General features: G+C 68.8%; 23 protein-coding genes. 10 read left to right on the top strand and 13 right to left on the bottom strand.

Annotated features, from left to right (window positions below; genetic code table 11):
* Positions 1 to 4: 4 nt before the first annotated feature.
* Positions 5 to 1,402 (bottom strand): globin domain-containing protein, encoded by a 1,398-nt coding sequence (locus tag ACH47Z_RS14765; RefSeq protein ID WP_399073617.1) that lies wholly within the window; start codon positions 1,400 to 1,402, stop codon positions 5 to 7.
* A gap of 325 nt (positions 1,403 to 1,727) precedes the next feature.
* Positions 1,728 to 2,360 (bottom strand): HAD family hydrolase, encoded by a 633-nt coding sequence (locus ACH47Z_RS14760; RefSeq protein ID WP_399073616.1) that lies wholly within the window; start codon positions 2,358 to 2,360, stop codon positions 1,728 to 1,730.
* A gap of 149 nt (positions 2,361 to 2,509) precedes the next feature.
* On the opposite strand from ACH47Z_RS14760, the gene ACH47Z_RS14755 reads away from it, so the two are divergent.
* Complete coding sequence (locus tag ACH47Z_RS14755; protein WP_399073615.1) at positions 2,510 to 3,376, top strand: GNAT family N-acetyltransferase; 867 nt, start codon at positions 2,510 to 2,512, stop codon at positions 3,374 to 3,376.
* A gap of 94 nt (positions 3,377 to 3,470) precedes the next feature.
* Here the strand turns inward: ACH47Z_RS14755 and ACH47Z_RS14750 are convergent, their stop codons facing one another.
* Positions 3,471 to 3,890: a heme-binding protein gene (locus ACH47Z_RS14750; RefSeq protein ID WP_399073614.1), complete on the bottom strand. Its 420-nt coding sequence runs from the start codon at positions 3,888 to 3,890 to the stop codon at positions 3,471 to 3,473.
* Between the two features lie 107 nt (positions 3,891 to 3,997).
* Entirely contained in the window at positions 3,998 to 5,206 is a 1,209-nt protein-coding gene (locus ACH47Z_RS14745) for an MFS transporter (RefSeq protein WP_399073613.1), read from the bottom strand.
* A 142-nt stretch (positions 5,207 to 5,348) separates the two neighbouring features.
* Here ACH47Z_RS14745 and ACH47Z_RS14740 point away from each other — a divergent pair, with 142 nt between their 5' ends.
* Entirely contained in the window at positions 5,349 to 5,807 is a 459-nt protein-coding gene (locus ACH47Z_RS14740; RefSeq protein WP_399073612.1) for a MarR family winged helix-turn-helix transcriptional regulator, read from the top strand.
* A gap of 9 nt (positions 5,808 to 5,816) precedes the next feature.
* A complete protein-coding gene (locus ACH47Z_RS14735) occupies positions 5,817 to 6,269 on the top strand; it encodes a GNAT family N-acetyltransferase (protein ID WP_399073611.1) in 453 nt (150 codons plus the stop codon).
* A 66-nt stretch (positions 6,270 to 6,335) separates the two neighbouring features.
* Here the strand turns inward: ACH47Z_RS14735 and ACH47Z_RS14730 are convergent, their stop codons facing one another.
* Positions 6,336 to 7,721, bottom strand: a complete 1,386-nt coding sequence (locus ACH47Z_RS14730; protein WP_399073610.1) for a serine hydrolase domain-containing protein — start codon at positions 7,719 to 7,721, stop codon at positions 6,336 to 6,338.
* A gap of 67 nt (positions 7,722 to 7,788) precedes the next feature.
* Positions 7,789 to 9,267 carry a replicative DNA helicase gene (gene dnaB / locus ACH47Z_RS14725; RefSeq protein ID WP_399073609.1) on the bottom strand — a complete coding sequence of 493 codons (1,479 nt, stop codon included), beginning with the start codon at positions 9,265 to 9,267 and terminating at the stop codon, positions 7,789 to 7,791.
* 481 nt (positions 9,268 to 9,748) lie between these two features.
* Here dnaB and ACH47Z_RS14720 point away from each other — a divergent pair, with 481 nt between their 5' ends.
* Entirely contained in the window at positions 9,749 to 11,086 is a 1,338-nt protein-coding gene (locus tag ACH47Z_RS14720; RefSeq protein WP_399073608.1) for an MATE family efflux transporter, read from the top strand.
* 150 nt (positions 11,087 to 11,236) lie between these two features.
* Here the strand turns inward: ACH47Z_RS14720 and rplI are convergent, their stop codons facing one another.
* The 4 genes from rplI to rpsF all read right to left on the bottom strand — a co-directional run bounded on the left by rplI (position 11,237) and on the right by rpsF (position 12,926).
* Positions 11,237 to 11,683 (bottom strand): 50S ribosomal protein L9, encoded by a 447-nt coding sequence (gene rplI, locus ACH47Z_RS14715; protein WP_399073607.1) that lies wholly within the window; start codon positions 11,681 to 11,683, stop codon positions 11,237 to 11,239.
* Between the two features lie 18 nt (positions 11,684 to 11,701).
* On the bottom strand, positions 11,702 to 11,938 hold the full coding sequence (rpsR, locus tag ACH47Z_RS14710) for a 30S ribosomal protein S18 (protein WP_003949403.1): 237 nt from the start codon (positions 11,936 to 11,938) through the stop codon (positions 11,702 to 11,704).
* Positions 11,939 to 11,979: 41 nt separating this feature from the next.
* A complete protein-coding gene (locus ACH47Z_RS14705) occupies positions 11,980 to 12,558 on the bottom strand; it encodes a single-stranded DNA-binding protein (RefSeq protein WP_399073606.1) in 579 nt (192 codons plus the stop codon).
* A 77-nt stretch (positions 12,559 to 12,635) separates the two neighbouring features.
* The gene (rpsF, locus tag ACH47Z_RS14700) at positions 12,636 to 12,926 is read right to left on the bottom strand and encodes a 30S ribosomal protein S6 (RefSeq protein ID WP_005482942.1); all 291 of its coding nucleotides are present in this window, start codon (positions 12,924 to 12,926) and stop codon (positions 12,636 to 12,638) included.
* 273 nt (positions 12,927 to 13,199) lie between these two features.
* On the opposite strand from rpsF, the gene ACH47Z_RS14695 reads away from it, so the two are divergent.
* From ACH47Z_RS14695 to ACH47Z_RS14685, 3 genes are all read left to right on the top strand, one after another.
* A complete protein-coding gene (locus ACH47Z_RS14695) occupies positions 13,200 to 13,517 on the top strand; it encodes a hypothetical protein (protein ID WP_399073605.1) in 318 nt (105 codons plus the stop codon).
* Positions 13,518 to 13,696: 179 nt separating this feature from the next.
* Complete coding sequence (femX, locus tag ACH47Z_RS14690) at positions 13,697 to 14,818, top strand: peptidoglycan bridge formation glycyltransferase FemX (protein ID WP_399073604.1); 1,122 nt, start codon at positions 13,697 to 13,699, stop codon at positions 14,816 to 14,818.
* 83 nt (positions 14,819 to 14,901) lie between these two features.
* On the top strand, positions 14,902 to 15,933 hold the full coding sequence (locus tag ACH47Z_RS14685; protein ID WP_399073603.1) for an alanine racemase: 1,032 nt from the start codon (positions 14,902 to 14,904) through the stop codon (positions 15,931 to 15,933).
* Between the two features lie 124 nt (positions 15,934 to 16,057).
* On the opposite strand, the gene ACH47Z_RS14680 is transcribed toward ACH47Z_RS14685, so the two are convergent.
* Together ACH47Z_RS14680 and ACH47Z_RS14675 are read right to left on the bottom strand one after the other, a co-directional pair.
* Positions 16,058 to 17,602: a glycosyltransferase family 87 protein gene (locus ACH47Z_RS14680; protein ID WP_399073602.1), complete on the bottom strand. Its 1,545-nt coding sequence runs from the start codon at positions 17,600 to 17,602 to the stop codon at positions 16,058 to 16,060.
* 129 nt (positions 17,603 to 17,731) lie between these two features.
* Positions 17,732 to 20,011: a transglycosylase domain-containing protein gene (locus tag ACH47Z_RS14675; RefSeq protein ID WP_399073733.1), complete on the bottom strand. Its 2,280-nt coding sequence runs from the start codon at positions 20,009 to 20,011 to the stop codon at positions 17,732 to 17,734.
* A 785-nt stretch (positions 20,012 to 20,796) separates the two neighbouring features.
* Here ACH47Z_RS14675 and ACH47Z_RS14670 point away from each other — a divergent pair.
* The 3 genes from ACH47Z_RS14670 to ACH47Z_RS14660 all read left to right on the top strand — a co-directional run bounded on the left by ACH47Z_RS14670 (position 20,797) and on the right by ACH47Z_RS14660 (position 24,009).
* Positions 20,797 to 21,480 (top strand): helix-turn-helix transcriptional regulator, encoded by a 684-nt coding sequence (locus ACH47Z_RS14670; RefSeq protein WP_399073601.1) that lies wholly within the window; start codon positions 20,797 to 20,799, stop codon positions 21,478 to 21,480.
* A 43-nt stretch (positions 21,481 to 21,523) separates the two neighbouring features.
* Positions 21,524 to 22,606, top strand: coding sequence for an inositol-3-phosphate synthase (locus ACH47Z_RS14665; RefSeq protein WP_399073600.1), 1,083 nt, complete (start codon positions 21,524 to 21,526; stop codon positions 22,604 to 22,606).
* Positions 22,607 to 22,698: 92 nt separating this feature from the next.
* A complete protein-coding gene (locus ACH47Z_RS14660) occupies positions 22,699 to 24,009 on the top strand; it encodes an MFS transporter (protein WP_399073599.1) in 1,311 nt (436 codons plus the stop codon).
* Between the two features lie 44 nt (positions 24,010 to 24,053).
* Here the strand turns inward: ACH47Z_RS14660 and ACH47Z_RS14655 are convergent, their stop codons facing one another.
* On the bottom strand, positions 24,054 to 25,496 hold the full coding sequence (locus tag ACH47Z_RS14655) for a CCA tRNA nucleotidyltransferase (RefSeq protein WP_399073598.1): 1,443 nt from the start codon (positions 25,494 to 25,496) through the stop codon (positions 24,054 to 24,056).
* Positions 25,497 to 25,757: the final 261 nt, after the last annotated feature.

The following is a 25,757-nucleotide window of genomic DNA, read 5'->3' as shown; positions in this document are numbered from 1 at the left end:
GCGCTCAGTTCCCGACGACGAGCAGTTCCTCCACGGAGTCGTGCCGTATGCGGTTCGACGGGATGCCGCTGTCCCGCAGCGCGTCGACACCGCTGCGGATCATTCCGGGCGGGCCCGAGAGATAGGCGTCGTACTCGGTCCAGGGGCCGTACTCCCTGATCGCGTCGGGGAGCTGGAGATGGGCCAGCTGGTCGATGATCGCCCGGACCGAGAGCCACGGATGACTCTGCTGGAGCCTGAGCATGGTGTCGATGTCGTACAGGTCGTGATCGGTACGGGCGCCGTAGAACACCTCGACCGGGCGGCGCGCGCCGCGCTCGGCGACATCCTCCACCAGGGCCTTGATGGGCGCTATGCCGGTGCCGCCGCCCAGGCAGAGCAGTCCGCTGTCGGTGGTGTGGTCGACGGTCATCGAACCGGCGGGCGGGCCGAGGCGTATGACGTCTCCGGGCCGGGCGCGGTGCACCAGCGCGTTGGAGACCCAGCCGGCCGGTACGGCCTTCACATGGAACGTCAGCAGGCCGTCGGAGCGGGGAGCCGAGGCGAAGGAGTAGTGCCGCCACACCCGCGGCCACCAGGGGGTCTCCAGGCTCGCGTACTGGCCCGCCAGAAAGGGGTAGGGATGGTCCGGGCGGACGGTGAGGATCGCGACCTCGGGGGTCCTGAGGTCATGCGTGACGATCTCGGCATGCCACCAGGCCGGGGAGCGCAGTTCGTCGGCCGCGGCCGCGTCGATCATGACCTGGGAGATCGTCGTGTACGCCCGCACCCACGCGGCCTCGGTCTCAGGGCTCCAGCTGCCGGTGGCGTACCTGCTCAACGCGCCGATCAGGCATTCCCCCACGGCCGGGTAGTGCTCGGCGCGCGTCCCGTACTTGCGGTGGCCCCGGCCCAGGTTCTGCAGGTAGTCGACGAGGACCGCGGTGTTGTCCAGGTGCTCGGCCGCCGTGAGCAGCGCCTTCAGCAGGCGGTCCCGCTGGGTGTCCATCGCGGCCGGGAACAGGCTGCGCAGCTCGGGGTGGCGGACGAAGAGCAGCGCGTAGAAGTAGGACGTGACCTTGTCGGCGATCGGGCCTATCTCGGCCATCGTGCGGCGGATGAGGATGGCGTCCGGAGACCCCTCCTCGACGGCCGGCGCCGACCGCTGCACCGGCACGCGCTCGGCGTCCACGCTGTCCGTTCCGGGGCCGCCGCGGCGGTACGGCTGCGCCGCCGCCCCGTCCACCGGCTGCGCGGCGGGGGCGTCCACCGGCACCGGCCGCCTGGCGAGTGCGTTCACGGCTCCGCCGTCGGGCGTCTCCTGGGCACCGTCCGGCGTCGGAGCCGATGACACCTTGCGCGGCGTGAACCAGCCGCCGCCCGATGTGCCGTTCTCCCCCGACGTGGTGGTCGGAGCGTCCATGGTGTGCCCTCGCCTCGAACGTCTTTCGGTCGGTCTGCGCACCTCCCCGGGAAGATGCATGCTTTCCCCCGGCGGGCGGCCAGCCGTAGCACTCTCCCCCGCAGCGTCCCATCCCGATCGGATGCCGCGGTCGTGTACCCGGAAACGCCTGTTTTCGATCTCTGCGTCCCGTTAGGCTGCGTACCCTGCTCTCGGCCCGCACGGGATACGCGCACTCCATCCCGGACGTGAACCGGAGTCGACCCTACCGGCCGTCGCCGTGCACACAAGTCCCCCCTTCCTCCCTCACGAATCGGGCAAGAAGGCGAACCGTGAGGTCCGTCAACTACCGGGCACGCACAACCAATTCATAGGCATCCCACAGATCCCGTCCCGTGTAGGAGTAGGTCGCGAGTCCGGCCAGGTGGGCGTCCGCGTTGACCGCCACCGAGACCGGTACGGCAGCAAACAGATCCTTGTCCGATGACGAGTCGCCGTACGCCACGCAGTCCGTCCGTGCCACGCCGAACTCAGCGCAGAGCCGGTCCGCGGTGGTGACCTTGGCCGCCGCGCTGAGCACCCCGGCCGGATCGACCGGCTCGGTGAACGGCACGTCAGGGAACCGCGATCCGTGGGCCGCGTGAGCGCCCCAGTCCAGCAGGAGTTCCACGAAGAAGGACGGCGAGAGGGACACCACCGCGCAGTACTCGCCCGCGCTTCTGATCTCTGCCCAGACCTCGCGGATCCGGGCCAGCCAGGGCGCCGATTCGAACGCGGCACGCACATGGGCCTCGGTCAGGTCACCCCACAATTCGTACACCTGCGCCGCGTACTCCGGCGGACCGATCCGCCCTTCCGCGATCGCCCGGTCCAGCGCCACGGTCTCGGCTTCCCGCCCCAGCTGGCGGGAAAATTCCACCGGGGCAGTGGTGCCATGCAGCAACGTGCCGTCGAGATCGAAGAGATGAAGTCTCGCCATGGCCCGAGGCTAACCGGCCGTCGATGTTTCACGTGAAACACTCCGCGGCCGTCCACAGGCGGCGCATGGCCCTCACCATGGCCAAAAGCACGTACGTCTCCGCCGAAACGGGTGGACGCCGAGGGTGCCCGTCGGACAGCCTGACCTGCGTGCCGACTCCTTCCCTCGCCGCTCTGCCCATCCGCCGCCTGACGCTTCGCGATCTCACCGCCTGCGCCGACTTGTCCGAGGACCGGGGGTGGCCACGCGAGGAGCACAAGTGGGGCTTTCTCCTCGCGGCCGGAAAGGGCTTCGGCATCGACGACCCGCAGGGTGGCCTCGTCGCCGCGTGCGTCGTCACGGAGTACGGCGCATGGGGCCGTCCGGACCTCGGCGCGATCGGCATGGTCCTGGTGGCCGAACGCCATGCCCGCCAGGGCGTCGGGCGCCGCTTGATGCGTCATGTCGTGTCGAGCATGGGGGCAACTCCGCTGACCCTGCACGCCACGCCCTATGGCCGTCCCCTGTACGAGGAACTGGGCTTCAAGGTGACCGGCCGGGCGGAGATGCTGACGGGCCGCTTCACTCCCGGCGGGCCGGAATCCGGCGTACTCACCCGTGCCGCCACCGCGGAGGACCTCCCCTCGATCCTGCTTCTCGACGAGGAGGTGTTCGGCGCCGACCGCACCCCCCTCATCACCCGGCTGCCGGCCTTCGCCGATCAGTTGCGGGTGGCCGAGGAGAACGGCCGGATCATCGGCTACACGGCCGCGTGGCCCAACATGGACACCCATGTCGTCGGTCCGCTGATCGCCCGGGACACCGAGACCGCCCAGGCGCTCATCGCCTCGCTGGCGGCCCGTACGGACCGTCCGCTGCGCACCGACATCGACGTACGCCATGAGGAACTGCTGGCCTGGGCCAAGGCGCGAGGGCTGGCCTCCGTGGCGTTCAACTCCGTGATGACGTACGGCATCCCGGACCTCCCGGGGGACTGGACCCGGCGATTCGCCCCGCTGACGGTGGCGGCGGGCTGAAACGGCTGCATCGACATACGCCGAACGCCGGCTCCACCACCGATGTGGCAGAGCCGGCGTCTTTCCGTCCGGGAGGGGGCCTGCGGCCGTGCGATCAGGCAAGCGCCCGTACAGCCGCCGTGGCGAAGCCGTGGTCCTGCTCCGGGGCGCCGCCGCCGACGCCGATGGCGCCGATCAGCCGGCCGTCCCGGTGGAGGGGCACACCGCCCGCGATGAACAGCAGGGGACGGTCGAGGGCCGTGGGCAGGGTATGGAAGAGGCCGCCCGGCTGGACGGCGTCGACCAGGTCTGCGGTGGGCGCGTTCAGCTGGAGCGCGGTGTAAGCCTTGCGGGTGCTGGTCTCGCCCGAGATCAGCACGGCCCGGTCGTCCCGGCGGAAGGCGAGCAGATGGCCGCCGGCGTCCAGGACGGTGACGCTGACGGTGACTCCGGCGTCCTCGGCCGCGCGACGGGCCGTGGCGACGAGCTGTTCGGCGTCCTCGATGGACAGCGGGGCGACGGCGGTGGTGCTCATGGGGCGTCCTCCTTGGGTGTTGCTGGGACCTCGGGTGGTGCATAGGTCGTCGGTGTTACTGGGGCTTGGGGGGTTATCGGGGTCGCCGCGGCCGTGGTCCGAGGCGCTCAGTGGTGGACCGAGGTCTGCTGTCCGGCGGGTGTCCGGGAGGCGACCACGGTGCTGTGCGTGCCGCCGCGGCGTTCCAGGGCCGACGACAGGACGGCGAGGACCAGGGCGGCCGCGGCCAGAGCGGCGCCGACCCAGTTGGGGGCCGTGTAGCCGTAGCCGGCCGCGATCACGAGGCCGCCGAGCCAGGCGGACAGGGCGTTGCCCAGGTTGAAGGCGCCGATGTTCACGGCCGAGGCGAGCGTCGGTGCGCCGTGTGCCTGGTCGAGGACGCGCTTCTGCAGCGGCGGGACGGTCGCGAAGCCGAGGGCGCCGATCAGGGCGATGGTCACGGCCGCCGCGATCTTGTTGTGGGCGGTGAGTGTGAAGAGGGCCAGGACGACCGCCAGGGCGCCCAGGGAGACGTACAGCATGGGCATCAGGGCGCGGTCGGCGAACTTCCCGCCGACGAGGTTGCCGCCGACCATGCCGAGACCGAACAGGACCAGCAGCCAGGTGACCGAGCCGTCGGCGAAGCCCGCGATGTGGGTCATCATCGGCGCGATGTAGGTGATGGCCGCGAAGACGCCGCCGAAGCCGAGGACGGTCATCGCCATGGCGAGCAGGACCTGGGAGTTCTTGAAGGCGGCCAGCTCGTGCCGCAGGTGCACACCTTCGGCCTTCGGCAGCTCGGGCACCAGCTTGGCGATGCCGGCGAGGCCGACGACCCCGAGGGCGGCGACGATGCCGAAGGTGACGCGCCAGCCGACGTGCTGGCCGATGAGCGTGCCCAGCGGGACGCCGACGACATTGGCGACGGTCAGGCCGGTGAACATCATGGCGATGGCGCCGGCCTTCTTGTGCGGTGCCACCAGTCCGGCCGCGACGACCGAGCCGATGCCGAAGAAGGCGCCGTGGGCGAGCGAGGCGATCACGCGCCCGATCAGCATGACCGCGAAGGCGGGGGCCACCGCGGAGAGCAGGTTTCCGGCGATGAAGAGGCCCATCAGCAGCATCAGCATCCGCTTGCGCGCGACCTTGGTGCCGAGCACGGTCATCAGCGGGGCGCCGATGACCACGCCGAGCGCGTAGCCGGTCACGAGCAGGCCCGCCGTGGGGATGGAGACCCCGAAATCGCTCGCGACCTCGGGGAGGAGCCCCATGATCACGAACTCGGTGGTTCCGATTCCGAAGGCCCCGATCGCGAGGGCCAGAAGCGCGAGAGGCATGAGGAGGTGAACCTTCCCAGACGATTGCAGGAGCGCTTTGACTGCGTCCACAATAGTTGCAGACGCCTGATAATTGCAAGCGCGCACTATTGCGAGGTTGCTCTATCCTTGAGGCAGCCGCTCCGGACGGAGGAAAACGCCCATGACAGCGACGGACCCCGCGCTCACCGCCCTCGCCCAGGGCTGGTGCGCCCTCTCTGCGCTGCACGGAAGGATCGAGGCGCACATCGAGCGCGCCCTGCAGACGAAGCACGACCTGAGCGTGCGCGAGTACTCCCTGCTGGATGTGCTCAGTCGGCAGCACGACGGCGAGGGCGGCCATCTGCAGATGAAGCAGGTCGCCGACGCGGTCGTACTCAGCCAGAGCGCCACCACCCGCCTGGTGACCCGACTGGAGGACCGCGGCCTGCTGGAGCGCTATCTGTGCCCCACCGACCGGCGCGGCATCTACACCAACGTCACCGAGGCTGGTCTGCGCCTGCTGGAGGAGGCGCGGCCCACCAACGACGCCGCCCTGCGCGAGGCCCTGGACGACGCCTCCAGGAACCCCGAACTGGCCCCGTTGGTCCGGGTCGTGGAGTCCCTCAACGTGCCCGCGTAGGGTGCGGGCATGGGAGATCTTGAGATACGGCACGCGACCGCCGACGACCTTCCGGCGATCGTCGCGATGCTCGCCGACGATCCACTGGGCGCCCAGCGCGAGTCACCCGACGACCTGACCCCGTACCGTGCCGCGCTGGCGCGCCTGGAGGCCGATCCGAACCAGCACCTGGTCGTCGCCGTACGCGAGGACCGCGTGATCGGCACCCTCCAGCTCACGATCATCCCCGGGCTCTCCCACAAGGGGGCGACCCGCGCGCTCATCGAGGCCGTGCGCATCCACGCCGACGAGCGGGGCAGCGGGCTGGGCGGCCTGCTGATCCAGTGGGCGATCGACACGTCCCGGCAGCTCGGGTGCGCGATGGTGCAGCTGACGTCCGACAAGACGCGCACCGACGCCCACCGCTTCTACGCGCGGCTGGGCTTCAACGCCTCACACGAGGGCTTCAAGCTGAAGCTCTGAAAGCCGGGACCGGAATGGGACTCAGGGGTGTGTTTCACGTGAAACACACCCCCGGCCGTCTCTGGCCTAGCCGATGCCCCGCCATCCGTCGGGGTCCACCCCGCCGGGCACCGGGGCCTCCATGTCGTACGGCTGCCGCGTGAACACGAACGACCCGAGGTCAAGGTGGCTCACGGTCCCGTCCGCGCGCCGTACGGGCCGTAGCAGTTCCCCGGCGTAGTAACCCTCCAGGCCCGTCCAGGTGCCGTCGCCGTTCGAGCGGAAGCGGGCCCGTCGGCCGTTGCCGGTCAGGGGGCCCAGGGCGAGCAGGCCGTCGGCGGTCACCCGCAGGGCGTGGGCGTTGGTCCCCCAGTACCACTGGCCCGCCAGCTCCAGGACGGCCGGGTCGACCTCCCGCAGCGGCCGCCAGGGCTCGGGGATCCGCGGTTCCGCCTCGGCGACGATACGGACGAGGTCGGCGCCCACCGCTCCCAGCGACGGCCCGCTCGTGCAGTTCGCGAGGACCACGGCGGCCACGTCGTCCTCCACGCCGATGAGGAGGTTCGCCAGGAAGCCCGGGAGCGAGCCGGAGTGACCGACGAGGAGCCGGCCGTCGCGGCGCTGGAGCTGCATGCCGAGGCCGTACGTGACCCCGTCCAGTACGTCCGTCGCCTCGGCGGGGGCTGCCGGGGTCCGCATCTCACGGACCGACTCCGCGCTCAGGACGCGGTCGTCCCCCGCGGCCAGAAATGCTGCGAACCGCGCGAGGTCCCCCGTGGTCGACCACAGCTGCCCGGCGGGCGCCATCCGGCCCAGGTCCTCCAGCGGCTCGGGCAGCAGCGCGTCCGCCCAGGGATGCACGGCCCATCCGCCCGCATGCGGGTGCTGCGGCTGGGCGCTCGTACGGTGCAGGCCGAGCGGCTCGAGGATCTCGGCGCGCAGCACCTCCTCCCAGGGAGCACCGCGCAGCTTCTCCGCCAGCGCGCCGAGCAGGGTGTAGCCGGGGTTGGAGTAGTGGAACCGGCGGCCGACGGGGTGCAGCAGGGGGCGCTCGCCGAGCACATCGCTCAGGTCGGGGCGCAGGGAGCCGGGAGTCCGTTCCCACCAGGGCGCGGGCGACTCGGCCGCCAACCCGGCGGTGTGCGCGAGCAGTTCGGCGATCGTCGCCTCTCCCGCCCCGGTGTCCGGCAGATGCTTCTCCAGCGGATCACCCAGGTCGAGCAGGCCCTCGTCACGCAGGCGCATCACCAGAACCGCGGTGAAGGTCTTGGTGATGGACCCGATCCGGTACTGCACATTCTCGTCCGGAGCGTGCCCGTCCACTGAGGACCGCGCCCCGTGCCACACGGCCCGCCCGCCCCGCACGACGGCCGCGACCAGCGACGGCGCCCTCCCTTCGGCCTGCGCGACGGCGACGCGGTGCAGCAAGGCGCGTCGGGTGGCGGGGAGCAGATCTTCCTGAGGTGTCGTCATGCGCACAGTCCACCTGGTCGGGCCGCGGGCGTCGAATCCATTTCCCCGTCTTCCGGTCCGCCCGGAATCAGGTCTGGGCCATGTCCACGAAGCGGGAGTAGTGGCCCTGGAAGGCGACCGTGATCGTGGCCGTCGGGCCGTTTCGGTGCTTGGCCACGATCAGGTCGGCCTCGCCCGCGCGAGGGGACTCCTTCTCGTAGGCGTCCTCTCGGTGCAGCAGGATGACCATGTCGGCGTCCTGCTCGATGGAGCCGGACTCACGCAGGTCGGAGACCATCGGCTTCTTGTCGGTGCGCTGCTCGGGGCCACGGTTGAGCTGGGACAGCGCGATGACCGGGATCTCCAACTCCTTGGCGAGCAGCTTGAGGTTACGGGACATGTCCGAGACCTCCTGCTGACGGCTCTCGGCGCGCTTGGAACCGCCGGACTGCATCAGCTGGAGGTAGTCGATGACGACCAGTTTCAGGTCGTTGCGCTGCTTCAGGCGCCGGCATTTGGCGCGGATCTCCATCATCGACAGGTTCGGGGAGTCGTCGATGTAGAGCGGGGCGGCCGAGACGTCCGGCATACGGCGGGCGAGCCGGGTCCAGTCCTCGTCGGTCATCGTGCCGGACCGCATGTGGTGCAGGGCGACGCGGGCCTCGGCGGACAGCAGACGCATCGCAATCTCGTTGCGGCCCATTTCGAGGGAGAAGATGACGCTGGGCAGGTTGTGCTTGATCGAGGCGGCACGCGCGAAGTCCAGCGCGAGCGTCGACTTACCCATGGCGGGACGGGCCGCGATGACGATCATCTGGCCCGGGTGCAGACCGTTCGTCAGCGAGTCGAAGTCGGTGAACCCGGTCGGCACACCCGTCATCTCGCCGCTGCGCGAGCCGATCGCCTCGATCTCGTCGAGCGCGCCCTCCATGATGTCGCCGAGCGGCAGATAGTCCTCGCTGGTGCGCTGCTCGGTGACGGCGTAGATCTCGGCCTGGGCGCGGTTGACGATCTCGTCGACGTCGTCGTCGGCCGCGTATCCCATCTGCGTGATACGGGTACCGGCCTCGACCAGGCGGCGCAGCACCGCACGCTCGTGGACGATCTCCGCGTAGTACTCGGCGTTCGCCGCCGTCGGCACCGTCTGGACGAGGGTGTGGAGGTACGACGCACCGCCGACCTTGTTGATCTCGCCGCGCTTGGTGAGCTCGGCGGCGATGGTGATCGGGTCGGCCGGCTCGCCCTTGGCATAGACGTCCAGGATCGCCTGGTAGATCGTCTCGTGCGCGGGCTTGTAGAAGTCGTGGCCCTTGAGGATCTCGACGACGTCGGCGATGGCGTCCTTGGACAGCAGCATGCCGCCCAGCACCGACTGCTCGGCATCCAGGTCCTGCGGCGGCACCCGCTCGAAGGACGATCCGCCGCCGTCCCAGTCGCCGTTCTCCCGGCCCCGGTCGTGCTGTTCGCCACGACCCCGGCCACCCTCACCGCGCCGACGGGAGGCGGGCAGACGATCACTGGGTCCGCTGTCGGCCCACGGATCGTCCAAGGGCTCGGAAATGCTCACCGAGCCACCTCCTCCCGTCCGCACGGCGGACCTCGCCGTGTCCTCTTTTGTACGGCACGACACTGACAAATAAGAGGCCCAACTCCGGTTCGGACGCGTCAGGTTTGTGACGATTCCAGGGCCGAGGAAAGGACGCTTCCCGGGCCGGGGGAAGGAGCGGGCGCCGGACCACGGTAGGCCTCTCGGCACCGTCAGCCAATCTGGTTATCCACAGGCCATGTGGACGACGGCCCCGATGCTGTGGAGAACTCGCCGAAACCTGTGCACGACCCGGTGGACAGCGCTGTGAACAAGCCCTCTATCTCGCCCGACGGAAGAGCCTGACCTGCACTTTTACGGTCCACCGGCTGTGCAGAAGAAAAACTTCCCCAGTAGGACCAAGATCGCTTCGAACGACACACGAAAGGACACACCCCACAAGGAGACGTAAGGGTCAGTCACCAATTGCATCTCTTACCTGTGGACGATTAGATTAGTGCTCATGACACAGGCTCCCGAGATACCCAGGGTCACCCGCCGGCGGCACGACCGAGAGATCGTCGCGCTGGCCGTCCCGGCCTTCGGTGCACTCGTCGCCGAGCCTCTCTTCGTCATGGCCGACAGCGCGATTGTCGGCCATCTCGGCACCGCTCAGCTCGCCGGTCTCGCCGTCGCCTCCGCTCTCCTCACCACCGCCGTGAGCGTCTTCGTCTTCCTCGCCTACGCCACCACGGCCGCCGTGGCCCGGCGTGTGGGCGCGGGCGATCTGCCGGCGGCCATCCGGCAGGGCGTGGACGGCATCTGGCTGGCGCTGGTGCTCGGCATCGGCGTCATCGTCGTCGTCCTTCCCCTGGCCCCTGGCATCGTGGACCTCCTCGGCGCCTCCACGACCGCTGCTCCGTACGCCACGACGTATCTGCGCATCTCCTCGCTGGGCATCCCGGCCATGCTCATCGTCCTCGCCGCCACGGGAGTGCTCCGCGGACTGCAGGACACGAGGACCCCGCTGTACGTCGCCATCGCGGGCTTCGTCGCCAACGGCGCCCTCAACGTCGGGCTCGTCTACGGCGCCGGGCTCGGCATCGCCGGTTCGGCCTGGGGAACCGTCATCGCCCAGCTCGGCATGGCGGCCGTCTATCTGAGCGTCGTCGTCCGGGGAGCCCGTCGGCACGGCACCTCGCTCCGCCCGGACACCGTCGGTATCCGGGCCTCGGCCCAGGCAGGCGTTCCGCTCCTGGTGCGCACGCTGTCGCTCCGGGCGATCCTCATGATCGCCACGGCGGTCGCGGCACATCTCGGCGACGCCGACATCGCCGCGCACCAGATCGTTCTGTCCCTGTGGAGCCTGCTGGCCTTCGCTCTCGACGCGATAGCGATCGCCGGGCAAGCCATCATCGGCCGCTATCTCGGCGCGGACGACGCCCAGGGAGCGCGTGAGGCCTGCCGCCGCATGGTGCAGTGGGGCGTCACCACCGGTGTCGTGCTGGGCCTGCTCGTGGTGGCCGCCCGCCCGCTCTTCCTCCCGCTGTTCACGAGCGACTCCGTGGTCAAGGACGCGGCACTGCCCGCACTGTTGATGGTGGCGCTGTCCCAGCCCGTCTGCGGGATCGTCTTCGTCCTGGACGGAGTCCTGATGGGCGCGGGCGACGGGCCGTATCTGGCCGGGGCCATGGTCGTCACCCTGGCCGTGTTCGCTCCGGTGGCCCTGCTGGTGCCCACACTCGGCGGCGGACTCACCGCGCTGTGGGCGGCGATGACGCTGATGATGACGGTCCGCATGCTGACCCTGTGGCTGCGTACCCGCTCGGGCCGCTGGATCGTGACGGGCGCGACCCGCTGACCCGTGACCGCTGACCGTTTCACGTGAAACATGCCGCGGTGCCGCACCGGTCCTGCTCCGGCCACGCGAAAGGGGCCGCACCGGCGACGGTGCGGCCCCTTTCAGAGCTGCTCAAGCCAAGCTCTCAGCTGCTCAAACCGAGCGCAGCGATCAGGCCGCGACGACCTCGATGTTGACCTTGGCGGCAACCTCGGGGTGCAGACGCACGGACGTCTCGTGGGCGCCCAGAGTCTTGATCGGAGCGGTCAGCTCGATGCGGCGCTTGTCGACCTCGGGGCCACCGGAAGCCTTGATCGCGGACGCGACGTCGGCCGGGGTGACGGAACCGAAGAGACGGCCGGAGTCGCCGGAGCGGACGGCCAGACGGACCTTGACGCCCTCGAGCTGGGCCTTGACCTGGTTGGCCTGCTCGATGGTCTGGATCTCGTGGATCTTGCGAGCGCGGCGGATCTGCTCGACGTCCTTCTCGCCACCCTTGGTCCAGCGGATCGCGAAGTTCCGCGGGATCAGGTAGTTGCGAGCGTAACCGTCCTTGACGTCGACGACGTCGCCCGCGGCACCGAGGCCGGAGACCTCGTGGGTGAGGATGATCTTCATGAGTTGGTCACCCTTCCCTTAGCGCGCGGTGGACGTGTAGGGCAGCAGCGCCATCTCACGGCTGTTCTTCACGGCCGTGGCGACGTCACGCTGGTGCTGCGTGCAGTTGCCGGTCACGCGGCGGGCACGGATCTTGCCGCGGTCGGAAATGAACTTCCGCAGCATGTTCGTGTCCTTGTAGTCCACGTACGTGACCTTGTCCTTGCAGAAAGCGCAGACCTTCTTCTTCGGCTTGCGCACAGGCGGCTTCGCCATGGTGTTTCTCCTGTGTGATCAAGAAGTGTGGATGCGAGCCCTTAGAAGGGGGGCTCGTCCGAGTAGCCGCCACCGCCGCCGGAGCCGCCGCCCCAGCCGCCGCCACCCTGGTTGCCACCGGCGGGAGCGCCGGTCGCCCACGGGTCCTCGGCCGGAGCGCCGCCACCCTGCTGGCCGCCACCGGGGCCACCGCCCCAGCCGCCGCCCTGCTGGCCGCCACCGCCGCCGTAACCGCCCTGGCCACCGCGGCCGCCACCGGCGGTCTTGGTGACCTTGGCCGTGGCGTTGCGCAGGCTGGGGCCGACTTCCTCGACGTCCAGCTCGTAGACCGTGCGCTTGACGCCGTCACGGTCCTCGTAGGACCGCTGCTTCAGCCGGCCCTGCACGATCACGCGCATGCCTCGCTGGAGCGACTCGGCGACGTTCTCCGCCGCCTGACGCCAGACCGAGCAGGTCAGGAAGAGGCTCTCGCCGTCCTTCCACTCGTTCGTCTGGCGGTCGAAGGTGCGGGGAGTGGACGCGACGCGGAACTTCGCGACCGCCGCACCGGACGGGGTGAAGCGCAGCTCGGGGTCGTCGACAAGATTGCCGATGACCGTGATGACGGTCTCGCCTGCCATGGGGAACCTCTCGGCGGGTTTGCTGCTCTGGCTGCTTGCTTGCTACTCGAATCCCGGGATCAGCTGAGCGGGGAAGCTCAGTGGGTCTCGGGGCGGAGGACCTTGGTCCGGAGGACCGACTCGTTCAGGTTCATCTGGCGGTCGAGCTCCTTGACGACCGCAGGCTCGGCCTGCAGGTCGATGACCGAGTAGATGCCCTCGGGCTTCTTCTTGATCTCGTACGAGAGACGACGACGGCCCCAGGTGTCGACCTTCTCCACCTTGCCGTTGCCCTCACGGACGACGGAGAGGAAGTTCTCGATCAGGGGGGCGACAGCGCGCTCCTCCAGATCGGGGTCGAGGATGACCATCACCTCGTAGTGACGCATGTGGAACCCACCTCCTTTGGACTCAGCGGCCACGGTCGTTCCGTGGCAGGAGGGTTGTGATGCGTACGCAACAGTATCGGCCACCACCGACAATCGGGGGCCGTCTCGGGCTCCCGCAGTGTGACCTGGGCCAAGGGTGGGCAGACACCGGTGCAGACGGTACAGACTACCCGCACACCCGCTTCCGGTTGAAATCCCGCGGGGAGGGCCGTCACTCTGTACACGTCGGGTGTGTACGGCGCTACTGTGCGCCGCCTTCCGCAGGAGGTGCCCATGGCACAGGCAATGCATCCCACCGTCGCCGGTTCCCTCTTCGCCACGGACGGCAAGCGCCGTCCGCTTCAGGACGCCCTGATGGGGGTCACGCTCGCCCTCGGCCTGCTGTCCTTCATCACGTCCTTCTTCCACGGCCTCCACCTGCTGACCTCGTGGACGGGCCTGGTGGGGCTGGGCGTCGGCATCTACGGACAGTGGATCTCGGTGACGACACGCGAGCGCTTCGGTCTGATCCTGGGCCTCGGCGCCGCGGGGGTCGGCTTCCTGATCGGCATGGCGCACGGCGGACTGTTCGGCGGGCTCATCGGCAGCTGAGCGACGAACGACGCCCGTCGGACGCCCTTTCGAAACCCCACAGACCGTCCCGGTCGCCCATCCGGCCGGGACTAAGGCCCGTACGCCCAGTCGGGGCGCTCGCAAGGCGCAGTAGGCTTCGGCGCGAGAGCCGGAGCCCCTGTACCCATGGGGACACACCAGCCCGAGGAGCGCCCCGAATGAGCCTGACCCTGAGGACCATCAGCCGCGAGCAGCATCTGGCCTACATCCAGAGCCTGCCGGCGGCGAGCCACATGCAGGTCCCGGCCTGGGCCGATGTCAAGGCGGAGTGGCGCTCGGAGAACCTCGGCTGGTTCGACGAGCGCACCGGCGAAATGGTCGGCGCGGGCCTGGTCCTCTACCGCCAGCTGCCCAAGATCAAGCGCTACCTCGCCTACCTCCCCGAGGGCCCGGTCATCAACTGGTTCGCGCCGAATCTGGACGACTGGATCCAGCCGATGCTGGCGCACCTGAAGCAGCAGGGCGCGTTCTCCGTGAAGATGGGCCCGCCGGTGATCATCCGCCGCTGGCACGCGGAGACCATCAAGAAGGGCATCCAGGACCAGGACGTCAAGCGGCTGCGCGACATGGAGGCCGACTTCATCGAGCCGCGCGCCTTCGAGGTGGCCGACAAGCTGCGCCGTATGGGCTGGCAGCAGGGCGAGGACGGCGGCGCCGGCTTCGGCGACGTGCAGCCCCGCTACGTCTTCCAGGTGCCGCTGGCGAACCGTTCCCTGGAAGAGGTCCACAAGAACTTCAACCAGCTGTGGCGCCGCAACATCAAGAAGGCCGAGAAGGCCGGCGTCGAGGTCGTCCAGGGCGGCTACCAGGACCTGGCCGAGTGGCAGCGGCTGTACGAGATCACTGCTGTGCGCGACCACTTCCGGCCGCGTCCGCTGTCGTACTTCCAGCGCATGTGGACGGCCCTCAACACCGAGGACCCCAACCGGATGCGGCTGTACTTCGCCCGGCACAACGGTGTGAACCTTTCCGCCGCGACGATGCTGGTCGTCGGCGGGCACGTCTGGTACTCCTACGGTGCCTCCGACAACATCGGCCGTGAGGTCCGGCCCTCGAACGCGATGCAGTGGACGATGCTGCGCGACGCCTACGCGCTCGGCGCCACCGTCTACGACCTGCGCGGCATCTCCGACTCGCTGGACGAGACGGACCACCTGTTCGGCCTGATCCAGTTCAAGGTCGGCACGGGCGGCCAGGCCGCCGAGTACCTGGGCGAGTGGGACTTCCCGCTGAACAAGCTGCTCCACAAGGCGCTCGACATCTACATGTCGCGCCGTTGAGCCGTAGGCGTTTGATTCCATAGCCTTCACAGCTCTGACACCCCTGCCACACCGCAGTCACGAGAAAGGTTCCAGGTCCGGCCATGGCGCTCACGCTCTACGTCGACACCGCGCGCTGGCGTGCGCACCACAAGCACGTGCAGGAGCAGTTCCCGGGACTCGTCCCGGTCTGCAAGGGCAACGGCTACGGCTTCGGGCACGAGCGCCTGTCCGAGGAGGCCACGCGGCTCGGCGCGGACCTGCTCGCCGTCGGCACGACCTACGAGGCCGCGCGCGTCAAGGACTTCTTCGGCGGTGACCTGCTGGTGCTGACGCCGTACCGGCGCGGCGAGGAGCCCGTGCCGCTGCCCGACCGGGTGGTGCGCTCGGTGTCGTCGGTGGACGGTGTGTACGGCCTTGTCGGCGCCCGTGTCGTCATCGAGGTGATGTCCTCGATGAAGCGGCACGGCATCAGCGAGCAGGACCTGCCGCAGCTGCACCAGGCCATAGAGAACGTCCGGCTGGAAGGATTCGCCATCCATCTGCCGCTGGACCGCACCGACGGCTCGGACGCCGTCGAGGAGGTCATCGGCTGGATGGACCGGCTGCGCGCGGCCCGGCTGCCGCTGCACACGATGTTCGTCAGCCACCTCAAGGCGGACGATCTCATCCGGCTCCAGCAGCAGTTCCCGCAGACCCGGTTCCGTGCCCGCATCGGCACGCGGCTGTGGCTGGGCGACCACGACTCCACCGAGTACCGCGGTGCCGTCCTGGACGTCACGCGCGTGGCGAAGGGCGACCGGTTCGGCTACCGGCAGCAGAAGGCGGCCTCGGACGGCTACCTGGTGGTCGTGGCGGGCGGAACGTCGCACGGGGTGGGGCTGGAGGCCCCGAAGGCCCTGCACGGCGTCATGCCGCGCGCCAAGGGCGTCGCACGGGCCGGCCTCGCCACGGTCAACCGGAACCTTTCTCCGTTCGTCTGGGGCGGCAAGCAGCGCTGGTTCGCCGAGCCGCCGCACATGCAGGTGTCGATCCTGTTCGTGCCCTCGGACGCCCCGGAGCCTCAGGTCGGCGATGAGCTGGTGGCCCATCTGCGGCACACCACGACCCAGTTCGACCGCATCGTGGACCGCTGAAGCCCGGTCCAGGACGCCGAGTCCCCTTCAGGACGGCTTCACGACAGCTTCAATACAGCGAGAAGGCCGTACCCGGAGCACCCGGGTACGGCCTTCTGCGTGGGCCCCCTGAAAGGCAGTTCGCTCAGAGCGAACGGTCCTCGGGGGAAGGCGGCAGCGGCCTGCCCCAGTCCACCTGAGGCCCCTCGAAGTGGGCGGCGTGGCGCGGCTGGTAGGCCGCCGCACCGAGCACGAAGACGTCCTCCGCGCCGTCGAGCACCCCGCCCGAGGGGTCGTCGTCACCGGCGCGGCGCACCACGTCCCGCTCCGGCATGAGGATGTCGCGTACGACGACGGCGCACAGGTACAGCGTGCCCACCAGGTGCAGCACGACCGCCCAGTGGTAGCCCTGCGTCGGCAGCCCCTTGTGGGCGTCTCCGCTGGTGGTGTACGCGAGGTACATCCAGATCCCCAGGAAGTACGCCACCTCGCAGGCCTGCCAGATCAGGAAGTCACGCCACTTGGGCCGGGCGAGCACCGCCAGCGGCACCAACCACAGGACGTACTGCGGGGAGTAGACCTTGTTGGTGACGATGAAGGCCGCCACCACCAGGAAAACCAGCTGGGCGAAGCGCGGCCGGCGCGGGGCGGTGAACGTCAGCACGGCGATACCCAGGCAGCACAGCAGCACCAGCACCGTGGCGGCGGTGTTCACAAAGCCGGTGGAGGGCGGGTTGGTCGAGTTCTGCGCCCAGATCAGCCAGAAGGAGCCGAAGTCGACGCCCCGTTCCTGGCTGAACGTGTAGAACTTCGACCAGCCCTGGAAGGCGAACAGCATCACCGGCAGGTTCACCACGAGCCAGGCGATCACCGTGCTGAGCGTGGCCTGGGCGAACTCCCGCCACTTGCCGGCCCGCCAGCACAGCACGAACAGGGGGCCGAGCAGGAACACCGGATAGAGCTTGGCGGCCGTGGCGAGGCCCAGAAGGACACCGAAGGCGACGGGACGGCTCCGGGACCACATCAGCATCGCGGCGGCCGTGAGCGCCACGGCCAGCAGGTCCCAGTTGACGGTCGCGTTCAGCACGAAAGCGGGCGCCAGGGCGACGAGGAGACCGTCCCAGGGGCGCCGGCGCTGGGTGCGGGCCACGCAGACGGCGATGACGACCGCGCACACCAGCAGCATTGCGGCGTTGACGAACCAGTACCACTGCTCCTGGTGCTGGATGGTGCCGCTGTGCGGGGTCAGCCAGGAGGCCACCTCCATGAACACACCGGTCAGCACCGGGTATTCGAGGTAGCCCATGCCGCCGGACATGTCGTCCGGAAGTCTGTCGAAGTACGGCACGAGATGGTCGGCGAATCCGCGCCCCTGGTAGAGGTGCGGGATGTCCGAATAGCAGGCCTTGGTGTACTGGGAGCTCGCGCCGAAGAACCAGGCGCTGTTGTAGCAGGGCGCCTTCTGGACCATGCCGAGGGCGAACATGCCGATCGCCACGAGCGCGACGACCCGTACGGGCGTCCACCAGGACATCCCGAGCAGGGCACGCCGTCCGATGGGGCCACCGATCAGCTCACTGCCGGCCGCGGCGACCTCGTCCTCCCTGGTCGGCTGCACCGGTTCTGCCTCGGCGGGCCGCACATGCTCGGGCTCGTGCATGCTCGCGGGCATCATCTCTGCACTGGGCATGGGGCACATCCTGCCGTACGCGCCTGGGAAAAAGCCGAGGGCCGCCGCACCTGGTGGGGTGCAGCGGCCCATGTTTCACGTGAAACACCCGCGATGGGCGAAAGGACGCCAACCGGTCAGGCCCGGCTGTTAACCGTTCTGGCCCGCGAAGATGCCTCCGTTGCCGTTGCCTCGCGTGGTTCCGGTGCCGGTCGTATCCGTCGGCGTGGGCGTGGGAGAGCCACCTCCGGTGGTGCCACCCGTGCCCGTGCCACCGTTGCCGTTGCCGCCGTTGGTGCCGTTGCAGGGGTTGCCCCAGTTCCACTGGCAGGTGTCGCTCGCCGTCGGGGACGGGGACGTGTTCGTCGCGCTCGGCGTCGGGCTCGGCGACGCGCTCGCCGTCGGGCTCGGCGTGATGCTCGGGGTCGGAGTCGGGGTGGGAGCACCTGCCTCGTCCTGGACCTTGCCGATCTCGGTGGCCGCCGGGAAGCCCTGGTCGTTGGCGTTCTTCAGCGCGCCCTTCATGTACTCGGTCCACACCGACGTCGGGATGTCACCACCGTGGATCGACGCAACGCCGGCCGTGCCGTTCATGGACAACAGCTCGTGGTCCTTCGGGTTCTCACGGAACATCGCCACCGAGGTGGACAGCTGCTGGGTGTAGCCGACGAACCAGGCCGACTTGTTGCTGTCGGTGGTACCGGTCTTGCCCGCCGCAGTACGGCCCAGGGCCTTGGCGTTCTCACCCGTACCGTTCTGGATCACGTTCTGCAGGACGTCCGTGACGTTGTTCGCCACGTTCCCGTCCATCGCCGTGGTGGTCTTCGGCTTGGTGAAGCCCGGCACCTCCTGACCGTCCTTCTTCACGGAGGTCACCGAATACGGATCCGCGTGCTCACCGGACGCGGCGAACGTCGCGTACGCGTCGGCCATACGGATCGCGCTCGGGGTCGAGGTACCGATGGCGAAGGACGGGTTCAGCGTCGAGAAGCTGTCGTCGAGGATGCCGGACGCCTTGGCCACGTCCCGGACCTTCGTCAGTCCCACATCCACACCGAGCTGCACGAACGGCGTGTTGATGGACTGCTCCATCGCCTTACGGAGGGAGATGTACCCCCACTTGTACTTGCTCTCGTTGTTCTGATAGAAGGGCGAGTTGTCCTTGTTGAGGTAGTACGACCCGTCGGGTTTGAACACCTTGAGGTGGTCGTCGCCGTTGTACTTGCTCAACGGGGAGATACCCTGCGGCTCGGTCTTGTAGGTCCCGTACTGCATGGCCGCCGCGAGCACGAACGGCTTCCACGTCGAACCGACCGGCACGCCGGAGGTGTCGGCGTTGTTCGTGAAGTGGCCGTTCTCGTATCCGTCACCGCCGTAGAGGGCAACGATCGCGCCGTCCTTGGGCTTGACCGACGCCGCACCGAACTGGACGTACTTGTCCAGGTCACGGTGTTTCGGGTCGAGGCGGTCCTTCTGGACCTTCTTCACGGCCGCGGCCAGCTCGTTGACCTTGTCCTTGTCGAAGGTCGTCCTGATCTGGTACCCGCCCTGGTCGAACTGCGTCTCAGTGATGTCCGAGTGCGCGAGGACGTACTTCTTCGCCGTGTCCACCAGGTAGCTGATCTGGCCGGTCATGCCCTTCGTCGCCTTACGGCCGTCGGGCATGGGGTACTGCTTGATGGCCTCCTGGTACTGGGCGTCGGTGAGGTGGTGGTCGTTGTGCATCTGCTGGAGGATCCACCCCCAGCGGTCCTGCGAACGCTTCGTGTTGGCCTGCTGGGTCGCGGATTTGTCGAAGTCCGGGTTGCCGGCCGGGTCGAAGTACGTCGGACCCTTGAGCAGCGCCGCGAGCACCGCGCACTCGCTCGGCGTGAGGTCCTTCGCGTCCTTGCCGTAGTACGTCTGCGCCGCCGCCTGGATGCCGTAGGCGCCGCGGCCGAAGTACGACGTGTTCAGGTAGCCCTGAAGGATCTGCTGCTTCTTGAGCTTCGTCCCCACCTTGACGGAGATGAACATCTCCTTGAACTTACGGGTGAGGGTCTGCTCCTGGCTCAGGTAGGTGTTCTTCACGAACTGCTGGGTGATCGTCGAACCACCCTGGGTCTGGCCGCCCCGCGCCATGTTGACCAGGGCGCGCAGGAGCCCCTGGGGGTCGACACCCGAGTCCTGGTAGAAGCTCTTGTTCTCGGCCGAGATCACAGCCCACTGCATCGCCGCGGGGATCTGGTCGATGTTGACGTTCTGCCGGTTGACGCCGGTACCCGTGGCCACCATCTGCGTGCCGTCGGCCCAGTAGTAGACGTTGTTCTGGGACTTGGCCGCATCGTTCTCGCTGGGGATCGAGACCATGGCGTACCCGATGCCCGCCACTGCCACCAGGCTTCCGATGAAGCCGATGAACATGCCGGTCACGAGCTTCCAGGACGGCATCCAGCGGCGCCAGCCGTACTTCCCGGACCGGGGATAGTCGATGAACCTCTTCTTGCCGGGTGCGGTCGTCGCGCGGCCCCTGCCGCGCCCGGGGCCGCCGGGACCGCCCGGGCCGCCGCGCCGACCGCCCGGACCCGCGGTGTCGGCGCCTCTGCGGCGGCCGCCTCTCTGCGCCGCCCGGCGGGCCTCGGCACGGCCGCCGTAGGTACGGTCCTCACCTCCCGGACCGCTGTCCGACCCATAGGAACTGGACCCATAGGAGTCGGCAGAAGATCCGGTGGCGCCACGCGGCGCCGCACGGCGGCCGGAGGACGAGTCGGACTGACCGCGTCGGGCCGCGGCACGTCCGCCTCCCTGCGGCTGCGGCGGTTTGCGACGGTGCTCGCTCATCGAACGATTACTCCTCGGGCAGGCGCACCCGTGCGCGCCTGGAACGGCGGCTGATTTCCGGTCCCCCCGGAGTACGGATGTGGTCGGTCCTGCATTCACCCGTACTGCACCGGGGACGACGACGCTCCCCAGACGTCACTCGGTTCCCGGTGATGTGCATGCCGCACAGACTACGCACCGCCAAAACCCGCTGAGCCCTGAAGTTCACCCCAAAACAGGCAACTTGCATCGTATGAATCGGTGATGTGATCCCGTTCACCGTCGCCCCTCTTGTCCCCTGCGGAAGGCCGTTCTATCGTCGGGATGTATCGAGTCGATACATCAGCGCGAGATAAAGACGCTGAGAGGCACTGCGAGACCCGCGGGAGTGACTGCGGGACCGAGAGGAGGCGACGATGAGCCGACGTTCCGGCATCCTTGAGTTCGCCGTGCTCGGCCTGCTGCGCGAGTCCCCGATGCACGGCTATGAGCTGCGCAAACGCCTCAACACGTCCCTGGGGGTGTTCCGTGCGTTCAGCTACGGGACCCTGTACCCCTGCCTCAAGACGCTGGTCGCCAGCGGCTGGTTGATCGAGGAACCGGGCAACACCCACGAGGACGCCCTCGCCGCTCCGCTCGCCGGACGCCGCGCCAAGATCGTCTACCGGCTGACGGCGGAGGGTAAGGAGCACTTCGAGGAACTGCTCTCGCAGACGGGCCCCGACGCGTACGAGGACGAGCACTTCGCCGCACGGTTCGCCTTCTTCGGGCAGACCTCGCGCGATGTGCGCATGCGCGTGCTGGAGGGCCGGCGCAGCCGCCTGGAGGAGCGCCTGGAGAAGATGCGCGCCTCTCTGGCCCGCACGCGGGAGCGCCTCGACGACTACACACTTGAGCTCCAGCGCCACGGGATGGAGTCCGTGGAGCGCGAAGTGCGCTGGCTGAACGAGCTCATCGAGAGCGAGCGGGCCGGGCGCGACCTGAGGGGTTCCGCGTCCGGGGGGTCCGCTCAGCAGGACACCACCACTGGATCGACGGGCGGCCTGCCTCGTCCCGGGGAGACCCCCCGGACGGATACGCCCGGCGACACCGCCACGTGAGTCCCAGTCAGGGCCTCACTCGTACACACAGGGAGCAACCGGAATGGGTTCGGTTCGCGTAGCCGTCGTCGGCGTGGGCAACTGCGCCGCGTCGCTGGTGCAGGGAGTCGAGTACTACAAGGACGCCGACCCGGCGTCCAAGGCCCCCGGCCTGATGCACGTGCAGTTCGGTGACTACCACGTGCGCGACATCGAGTTCGTCGCCGCGTTCGACGTCGATGCCAAGAAGGTCGGCCTCGACCTCGCGGACGCGATCGGCGCCTCCGAGAACAACACCATCAAGATCTGCGACGTGCCCACCACCGGTGTCACCGTCCAGCGCGGCCACACCCTCGACGGCCTCGGCAAGTACTACCGCCAGACCATCGAGGAGTCCGAGGCCGAGCCGGTCGACGTCGTCCAGATCCTGAAGGACAAGCAGGTCGACGTCCTGGTCTGCTACCTGCCCGTGGGCTCCGAGGACGCGGCGAAGTTCTACGCCCAGTGCGCCATCGACGCCAAGGTCGCCTTCGTCAACGCCCTCCCGGTCTTCATCGCCGGCACCAAGGAGTGGGCGGACAAGTTCACCGAGGCCGGTGTGCCGATCGTCGGTGACGACATCAAGTCCCAGGTCGGCGCCACCATCACGCACCGCGTCATGGCGAAGCTGTTCGAGGACCGCGGTGTCATCCTGGACCGCACGATGCAGCTGAACGTCGGCGGCAACATGGACTTCAAGAACATGCTCGAGCGCGAGCGCCTGGAGTCCAAGAAGATCTCCAAGACGCAGGCAGTCACCTCCCAGATCCCCGACCGGGACCTCGGCGAGAAGAACGTCCACATCGGCCCGTCCGACTACGTGGCCTGGCTGGACGACCGCAAGTGGGCCTACGTCCGCCTCGAGGGCCGCGCCTTCGGTGACGTCCCGCTGAACCTGGAGTACAAGCTCGAGGTCTGGGACTCCCCGAACTCCGCGGGTGTCATCATCGATGCCCTGCGCGCCGCGAAGATCGCCAAGGACCGCGGCATCGGCGGCCCGATCCTGTCGGCGTCCTCGTACTTCATGAAGTCCCCGCCGGTCCAGTACTTCGACGACGAGGCCCGCGAGAACGTCGAGAAGTTCATCCGCGGCGAGGTCGAGCGCTAAACACTCCGCTCGCCGAGATCGCTCCTGCCAGGGCTGTGAAGGTCCCCGGGTTTCCCGACCCGGGGACCTTCCGCATATGTGAGGCTGGGCCCATGCCCGTCCTGCGTGACCTGCGCATCCTGCTGCGTCTGCGGTACTTCCGACGCCTGCTCTGCGTCCGTCTGCTGTCCCAGGGCGCCGACGGCGTCTACCAGGTCGCGCTCGCCGCGTATGTCGTGTTCTCCCCGGAGAAACAGACCTCGGCCGCGGCGATCGCCTCGGCGATGGCCGTGCTGCTGCTCCCCTACTCCCTGGTCGGCCCCTTCGCGGGCGTCCTGCTGGACCGCTGGCGGCGCCGGCAGGTCCTCGTCCACGGCAATCTGCTGCGCGCGGTGCTGGCGGCGATCACCGCCGTACTGGTGGTCAGCCATGTCCCGGACTGGCTCTTCTATATCTCCGCGCTGTGCGTCACAGCCGTCAACCGCTTCGTTCTCGCCGGGCTGTCCGCGTCCCTGCCCCGGGTGGTGGACGCCGAGCGTCTGGTGCTGGCCAACTCCCTGTCCCCGACGGCCGGCACACTCGCCGCAACCGCCGGCGGTGGCCTGGCCTTCGTCGTACGCCTGGTGGCGTCGGACTCCGATGCAGCGGTGGTCCTGCTCAGCGCCTGCCTGTACCTGAGCGCGAGCCTCGCGTCCCTGAGCATGCCCCGCACGCTGCTCGGCCCTGACCGACAGGCGGTGCGGCCCCCTCTGCACACCACCCTCGTCGTCACCGCGCGCGAACTGGTCGCGGCCATCCGGCATCTGGCCGAGCCCCGGCGCCGGGAAGCCGTCTGGGCGCTGGCCTCGATGACGCTGATGCGCTTCTGCTACGGCGCACTCCTGGTCCTGCTGCTCATGCTGAGCCGCTACACCCTCACCGCCACCCCCAATGAGGGACTCAAGCTGCTCGGCCTCGCGCTGGCCGTGTCCGGCGCGGGCTTCTTCGCGGCTGCCGTGGTGACGCCGGGGGCGGCGGGACGGCTCGGGCCCGGCCGGTGGATCGTGGTGTGCGCCGGAGCCGCCACGATCCTGGTACCCGCCCTCGGTCTCCCGTTCGCCACCGGTCCTCTGCTGGTCGCGGCCTTCGTCCTGGGCCTGATCACCCAGGGCGCCAAGATCTCCACGGACACGATCATCCAGGCCCGCATCGATGACGGCTTCCGGGGCCGGATCTTCTCCGTGTACGACGTCCTCTTCAACGTTGCCTTCGTCGGTGCTGCCGGAGTGGCCGCCCTGATGCTTCCACCGGACGGCCGCTCGGCGGTGCTGGTGGTCTTCGTCGCCCTGATCTATGCCGGGGTCACCGTATCCATGGCCCGTTATGAGGGGAGCCGGGACGGCGAAGGGGGCGATGTTTCACGTGAAACATCGCCCCCTCGCTAGCGTCCCGGTCATGTTTCACGTGAAACATGACCTCGCCCGCGACCTCAGTTCTGCTCGGCCCACCACTCCTTGAGCGCCGCCACCGTCGCATCGTGCTCCATCGGCCCGTTGTCCAGCCGCAGCTCCAGCATGTGCTTGTACGCCTTGCCGACGGCTGGGCCGGGGCCGACGCCCAGGATCTCCATGATCTGGTTTCCGTCCAGGTCCGGGCGGATAGCGTCCAGCTCCTCCTGCTTCTGGAGCTGGGCGATGCGCCCCTCCAGGCCGTCGTAGGCCCGGGACAGCGCGGCCGCCTTCCGCTTGTTGCGGGTGGTGCAGTCAGAGCGGGTCAGCTTGTGCAGGCGGTCCAGCAGCGGGCCCGCGTCACGGACGTAACGGCGGACCGCCGAGTCTGTCCACTCCCCGGTACCGTAGCCATGGAAGCGCAGATGCAGTTCGACCAGCCGCGAGACGTCCTTCACCAGCTCATTGGAGTACTTCAGGGCGGTCATGCGCTTCTTCGTCAGCTTGGCGCCGACCACCTCGTGGTGGTGGAAGGAGACCCGGCCGTCCTTCTCGAAGCGGCGCGTGCGCGGTTTGCCGATGTCATGCAGCAGCGCGGCCAGCCGGAGCGTGAGGTCGGGGCCGTCCTGCTCCAGGGCGATCGCCTGCTCCAGGACGATCAGCGTGTGCTCGTAGACGTCCTTGTGCCGGTGGTGCTCGTCCCGCTCCAGGCTCAGCTCCGGAAGCTCGGGCAGGACGTGGTCGGCGAGCCCGGTCTCGACGAGCAGGGTCAGGCCCTTGCGCGGGTGGGAGGAGAGGATCAGTTTGTTCAGCTCGTCCCGGACCCGCTCGGCGGAGACGATCTCGATGCGTCCCGCCATCTCGGTCATCGCGGTGACGACCTCGGGGGCGACCGCGAAGTCCAGCTGGGCGGCGAACCGGGCAGCCCGCATCATCCGCAGCGGGTCGTCCGAGAACGACTCCTCGGGGGTGCCCGGCGTACGCAGCACCCGTGCCGCGAGATCCTCCAGGCCGCCGTACGGGTCCACGAACTCCTTCTCCGGCAGCGCCACAGCCATCGCGTTGACCGTGAAATCCCGGCGGACCAGGTCCTCCTCGATGGAGTGGCCGTACGACACCTCGGGCTTGCGCGAGGTGCGGTCGTACGCCTCCGACCGGTAGGTGGTCACCTCGATCAGGTAGCCGTCCTTCTGCGCGCCGACCGTGCCGAAGGCGATTCCAACCTCCCACACGGCGTCCGCCCAGGGCCGGACGATCTTCAGTACGTCCTCGGGGCGGGCGTCGGTGGTGAAGTCCAGGTCGTTGCCGAGCCGGCCGAGCAGAGCGTCGCGCACCGACCCGCCGACCAGGGCGAGGGAGAACCCGGCCTCCTGGAATCGGCGGGCGAGATCGTCGGCGACAGGGGCCACCCGCAGCAGCTCGGCGACCGCGCGGTGCTGCGCCTGGCTCAGGGCGGAGGGAGTGTCTTCGTTGGGGTTCGGCACAACAGAAGAGGGTACGTGCCCCGGCGGCCAGGGGTGTCCTCGATTTCTTCCGGGGGCTGCCCGGTGAAGATCGCGGGACGACCCGGTGAAAGTGGCCGAGGACAGCTCTCGGCATACCCGCGCAAGCACTGCTCTTACGGCGTACAGAAACTCTCCCCTCGATACTGGATATAGAGGACAGGTCGCCGGACTTCTTCGATCTTGTGGAGGAGACCGCGGCACTTCCCCTCAGCGCGCCTCGTTACCATGCGTGGACGCACA

The organism is Streptomyces sp. NPDC020192, from assembly GCF_044388685.1.
In the GTDB taxonomy this organism is placed as follows: Bacteria; Actinomycetota; Actinomycetes; order Streptomycetales; family Streptomycetaceae; genus Streptomyces.
The sequence above is the reverse complement of the archived record's forward strand: the minus strand, read 5'-3'. Positions and strand labels throughout refer to the sequence as shown.

Excerpts from the sequence above, each read along its gene's own strand:
- ACH47Z_RS14765 (WP_399073617.1), bottom strand. The coding sequence starts at position 1,402 with ATGGACGCTCCGACCACCACGTCGGGGGAGAACGGCACATCGGGCGGC.
- ACH47Z_RS14760 (WP_399073616.1), bottom strand. The coding sequence starts at position 2,360 with ATGGCGAGACTTCATCTCTTCGATCTCGACGGCACGTTGCTGCATGGC.
- ACH47Z_RS14750 (WP_399073614.1), bottom strand. The coding sequence starts at position 3,890 with ATGAGCACCACCGCCGTCGCCCCGCTGTCCATCGAGGACGCCGAACAG.
- ACH47Z_RS14745 (WP_399073613.1), bottom strand. The coding sequence starts at position 5,206 with ATGCCTCTCGCGCTTCTGGCCCTCGCGATCGGGGCCTTCGGAATCGGA.
- ACH47Z_RS14740 (WP_399073612.1), top strand. The coding sequence starts at position 5,349 with ATGACAGCGACGGACCCCGCGCTCACCGCCCTCGCCCAGGGCTGGTGC.
- ACH47Z_RS14735 (WP_399073611.1), top strand. The coding sequence starts at position 5,817 with ATGGGAGATCTTGAGATACGGCACGCGACCGCCGACGACCTTCCGGCG.
- ACH47Z_RS14730 (WP_399073610.1), bottom strand. The coding sequence starts at position 7,721 with ATGACGACACCTCAGGAAGATCTGCTCCCCGCCACCCGACGCGCCTTG.
- ACH47Z_RS14720 (WP_399073608.1), top strand. The coding sequence starts at position 9,749 with ATGACACAGGCTCCCGAGATACCCAGGGTCACCCGCCGGCGGCACGAC.
- rplI (WP_399073607.1), bottom strand. The coding sequence starts at position 11,683 with ATGAAGATCATCCTCACCCACGAGGTCTCCGGCCTCGGTGCCGCGGGC.
- rpsR (WP_003949403.1), bottom strand. The coding sequence starts at position 11,938 with ATGGCGAAGCCGCCTGTGCGCAAGCCGAAGAAGAAGGTCTGCGCTTTC.
- ACH47Z_RS14705 (WP_399073606.1), bottom strand. The coding sequence starts at position 12,558 with ATGGCAGGCGAGACCGTCATCACGGTCATCGGCAATCTTGTCGACGAC.
- rpsF (WP_005482942.1), bottom strand. The coding sequence starts at position 12,926 with ATGCGTCACTACGAGGTGATGGTCATCCTCGACCCCGATCTGGAGGAG.
- ACH47Z_RS14695 (WP_399073605.1), top strand. The coding sequence starts at position 13,200 with ATGGCACAGGCAATGCATCCCACCGTCGCCGGTTCCCTCTTCGCCACG.
- femX (WP_399073604.1), top strand. The coding sequence starts at position 13,697 with ATGAGCCTGACCCTGAGGACCATCAGCCGCGAGCAGCATCTGGCCTAC.
- ACH47Z_RS14685 (WP_399073603.1), top strand. The coding sequence starts at position 14,902 with ATGGCGCTCACGCTCTACGTCGACACCGCGCGCTGGCGTGCGCACCAC.
- ACH47Z_RS14680 (WP_399073602.1), bottom strand. The coding sequence starts at position 17,602 with ATGCCCAGTGCAGAGATGATGCCCGCGAGCATGCACGAGCCCGAGCAT.
- ACH47Z_RS14675 (WP_399073733.1), bottom strand. The coding sequence starts at position 20,011 with ATGCCGTCCTGGAAGCTCGTGACCGGCATGTTCATCGGCTTCATCGGA.
- ACH47Z_RS14670 (WP_399073601.1), top strand. The coding sequence starts at position 20,797 with ATGAGCCGACGTTCCGGCATCCTTGAGTTCGCCGTGCTCGGCCTGCTG.
- ACH47Z_RS14665 (WP_399073600.1), top strand. The coding sequence starts at position 21,524 with ATGGGTTCGGTTCGCGTAGCCGTCGTCGGCGTGGGCAACTGCGCCGCG.
- ACH47Z_RS14660 (WP_399073599.1), top strand. The coding sequence starts at position 22,699 with ATGCCCGTCCTGCGTGACCTGCGCATCCTGCTGCGTCTGCGGTACTTC.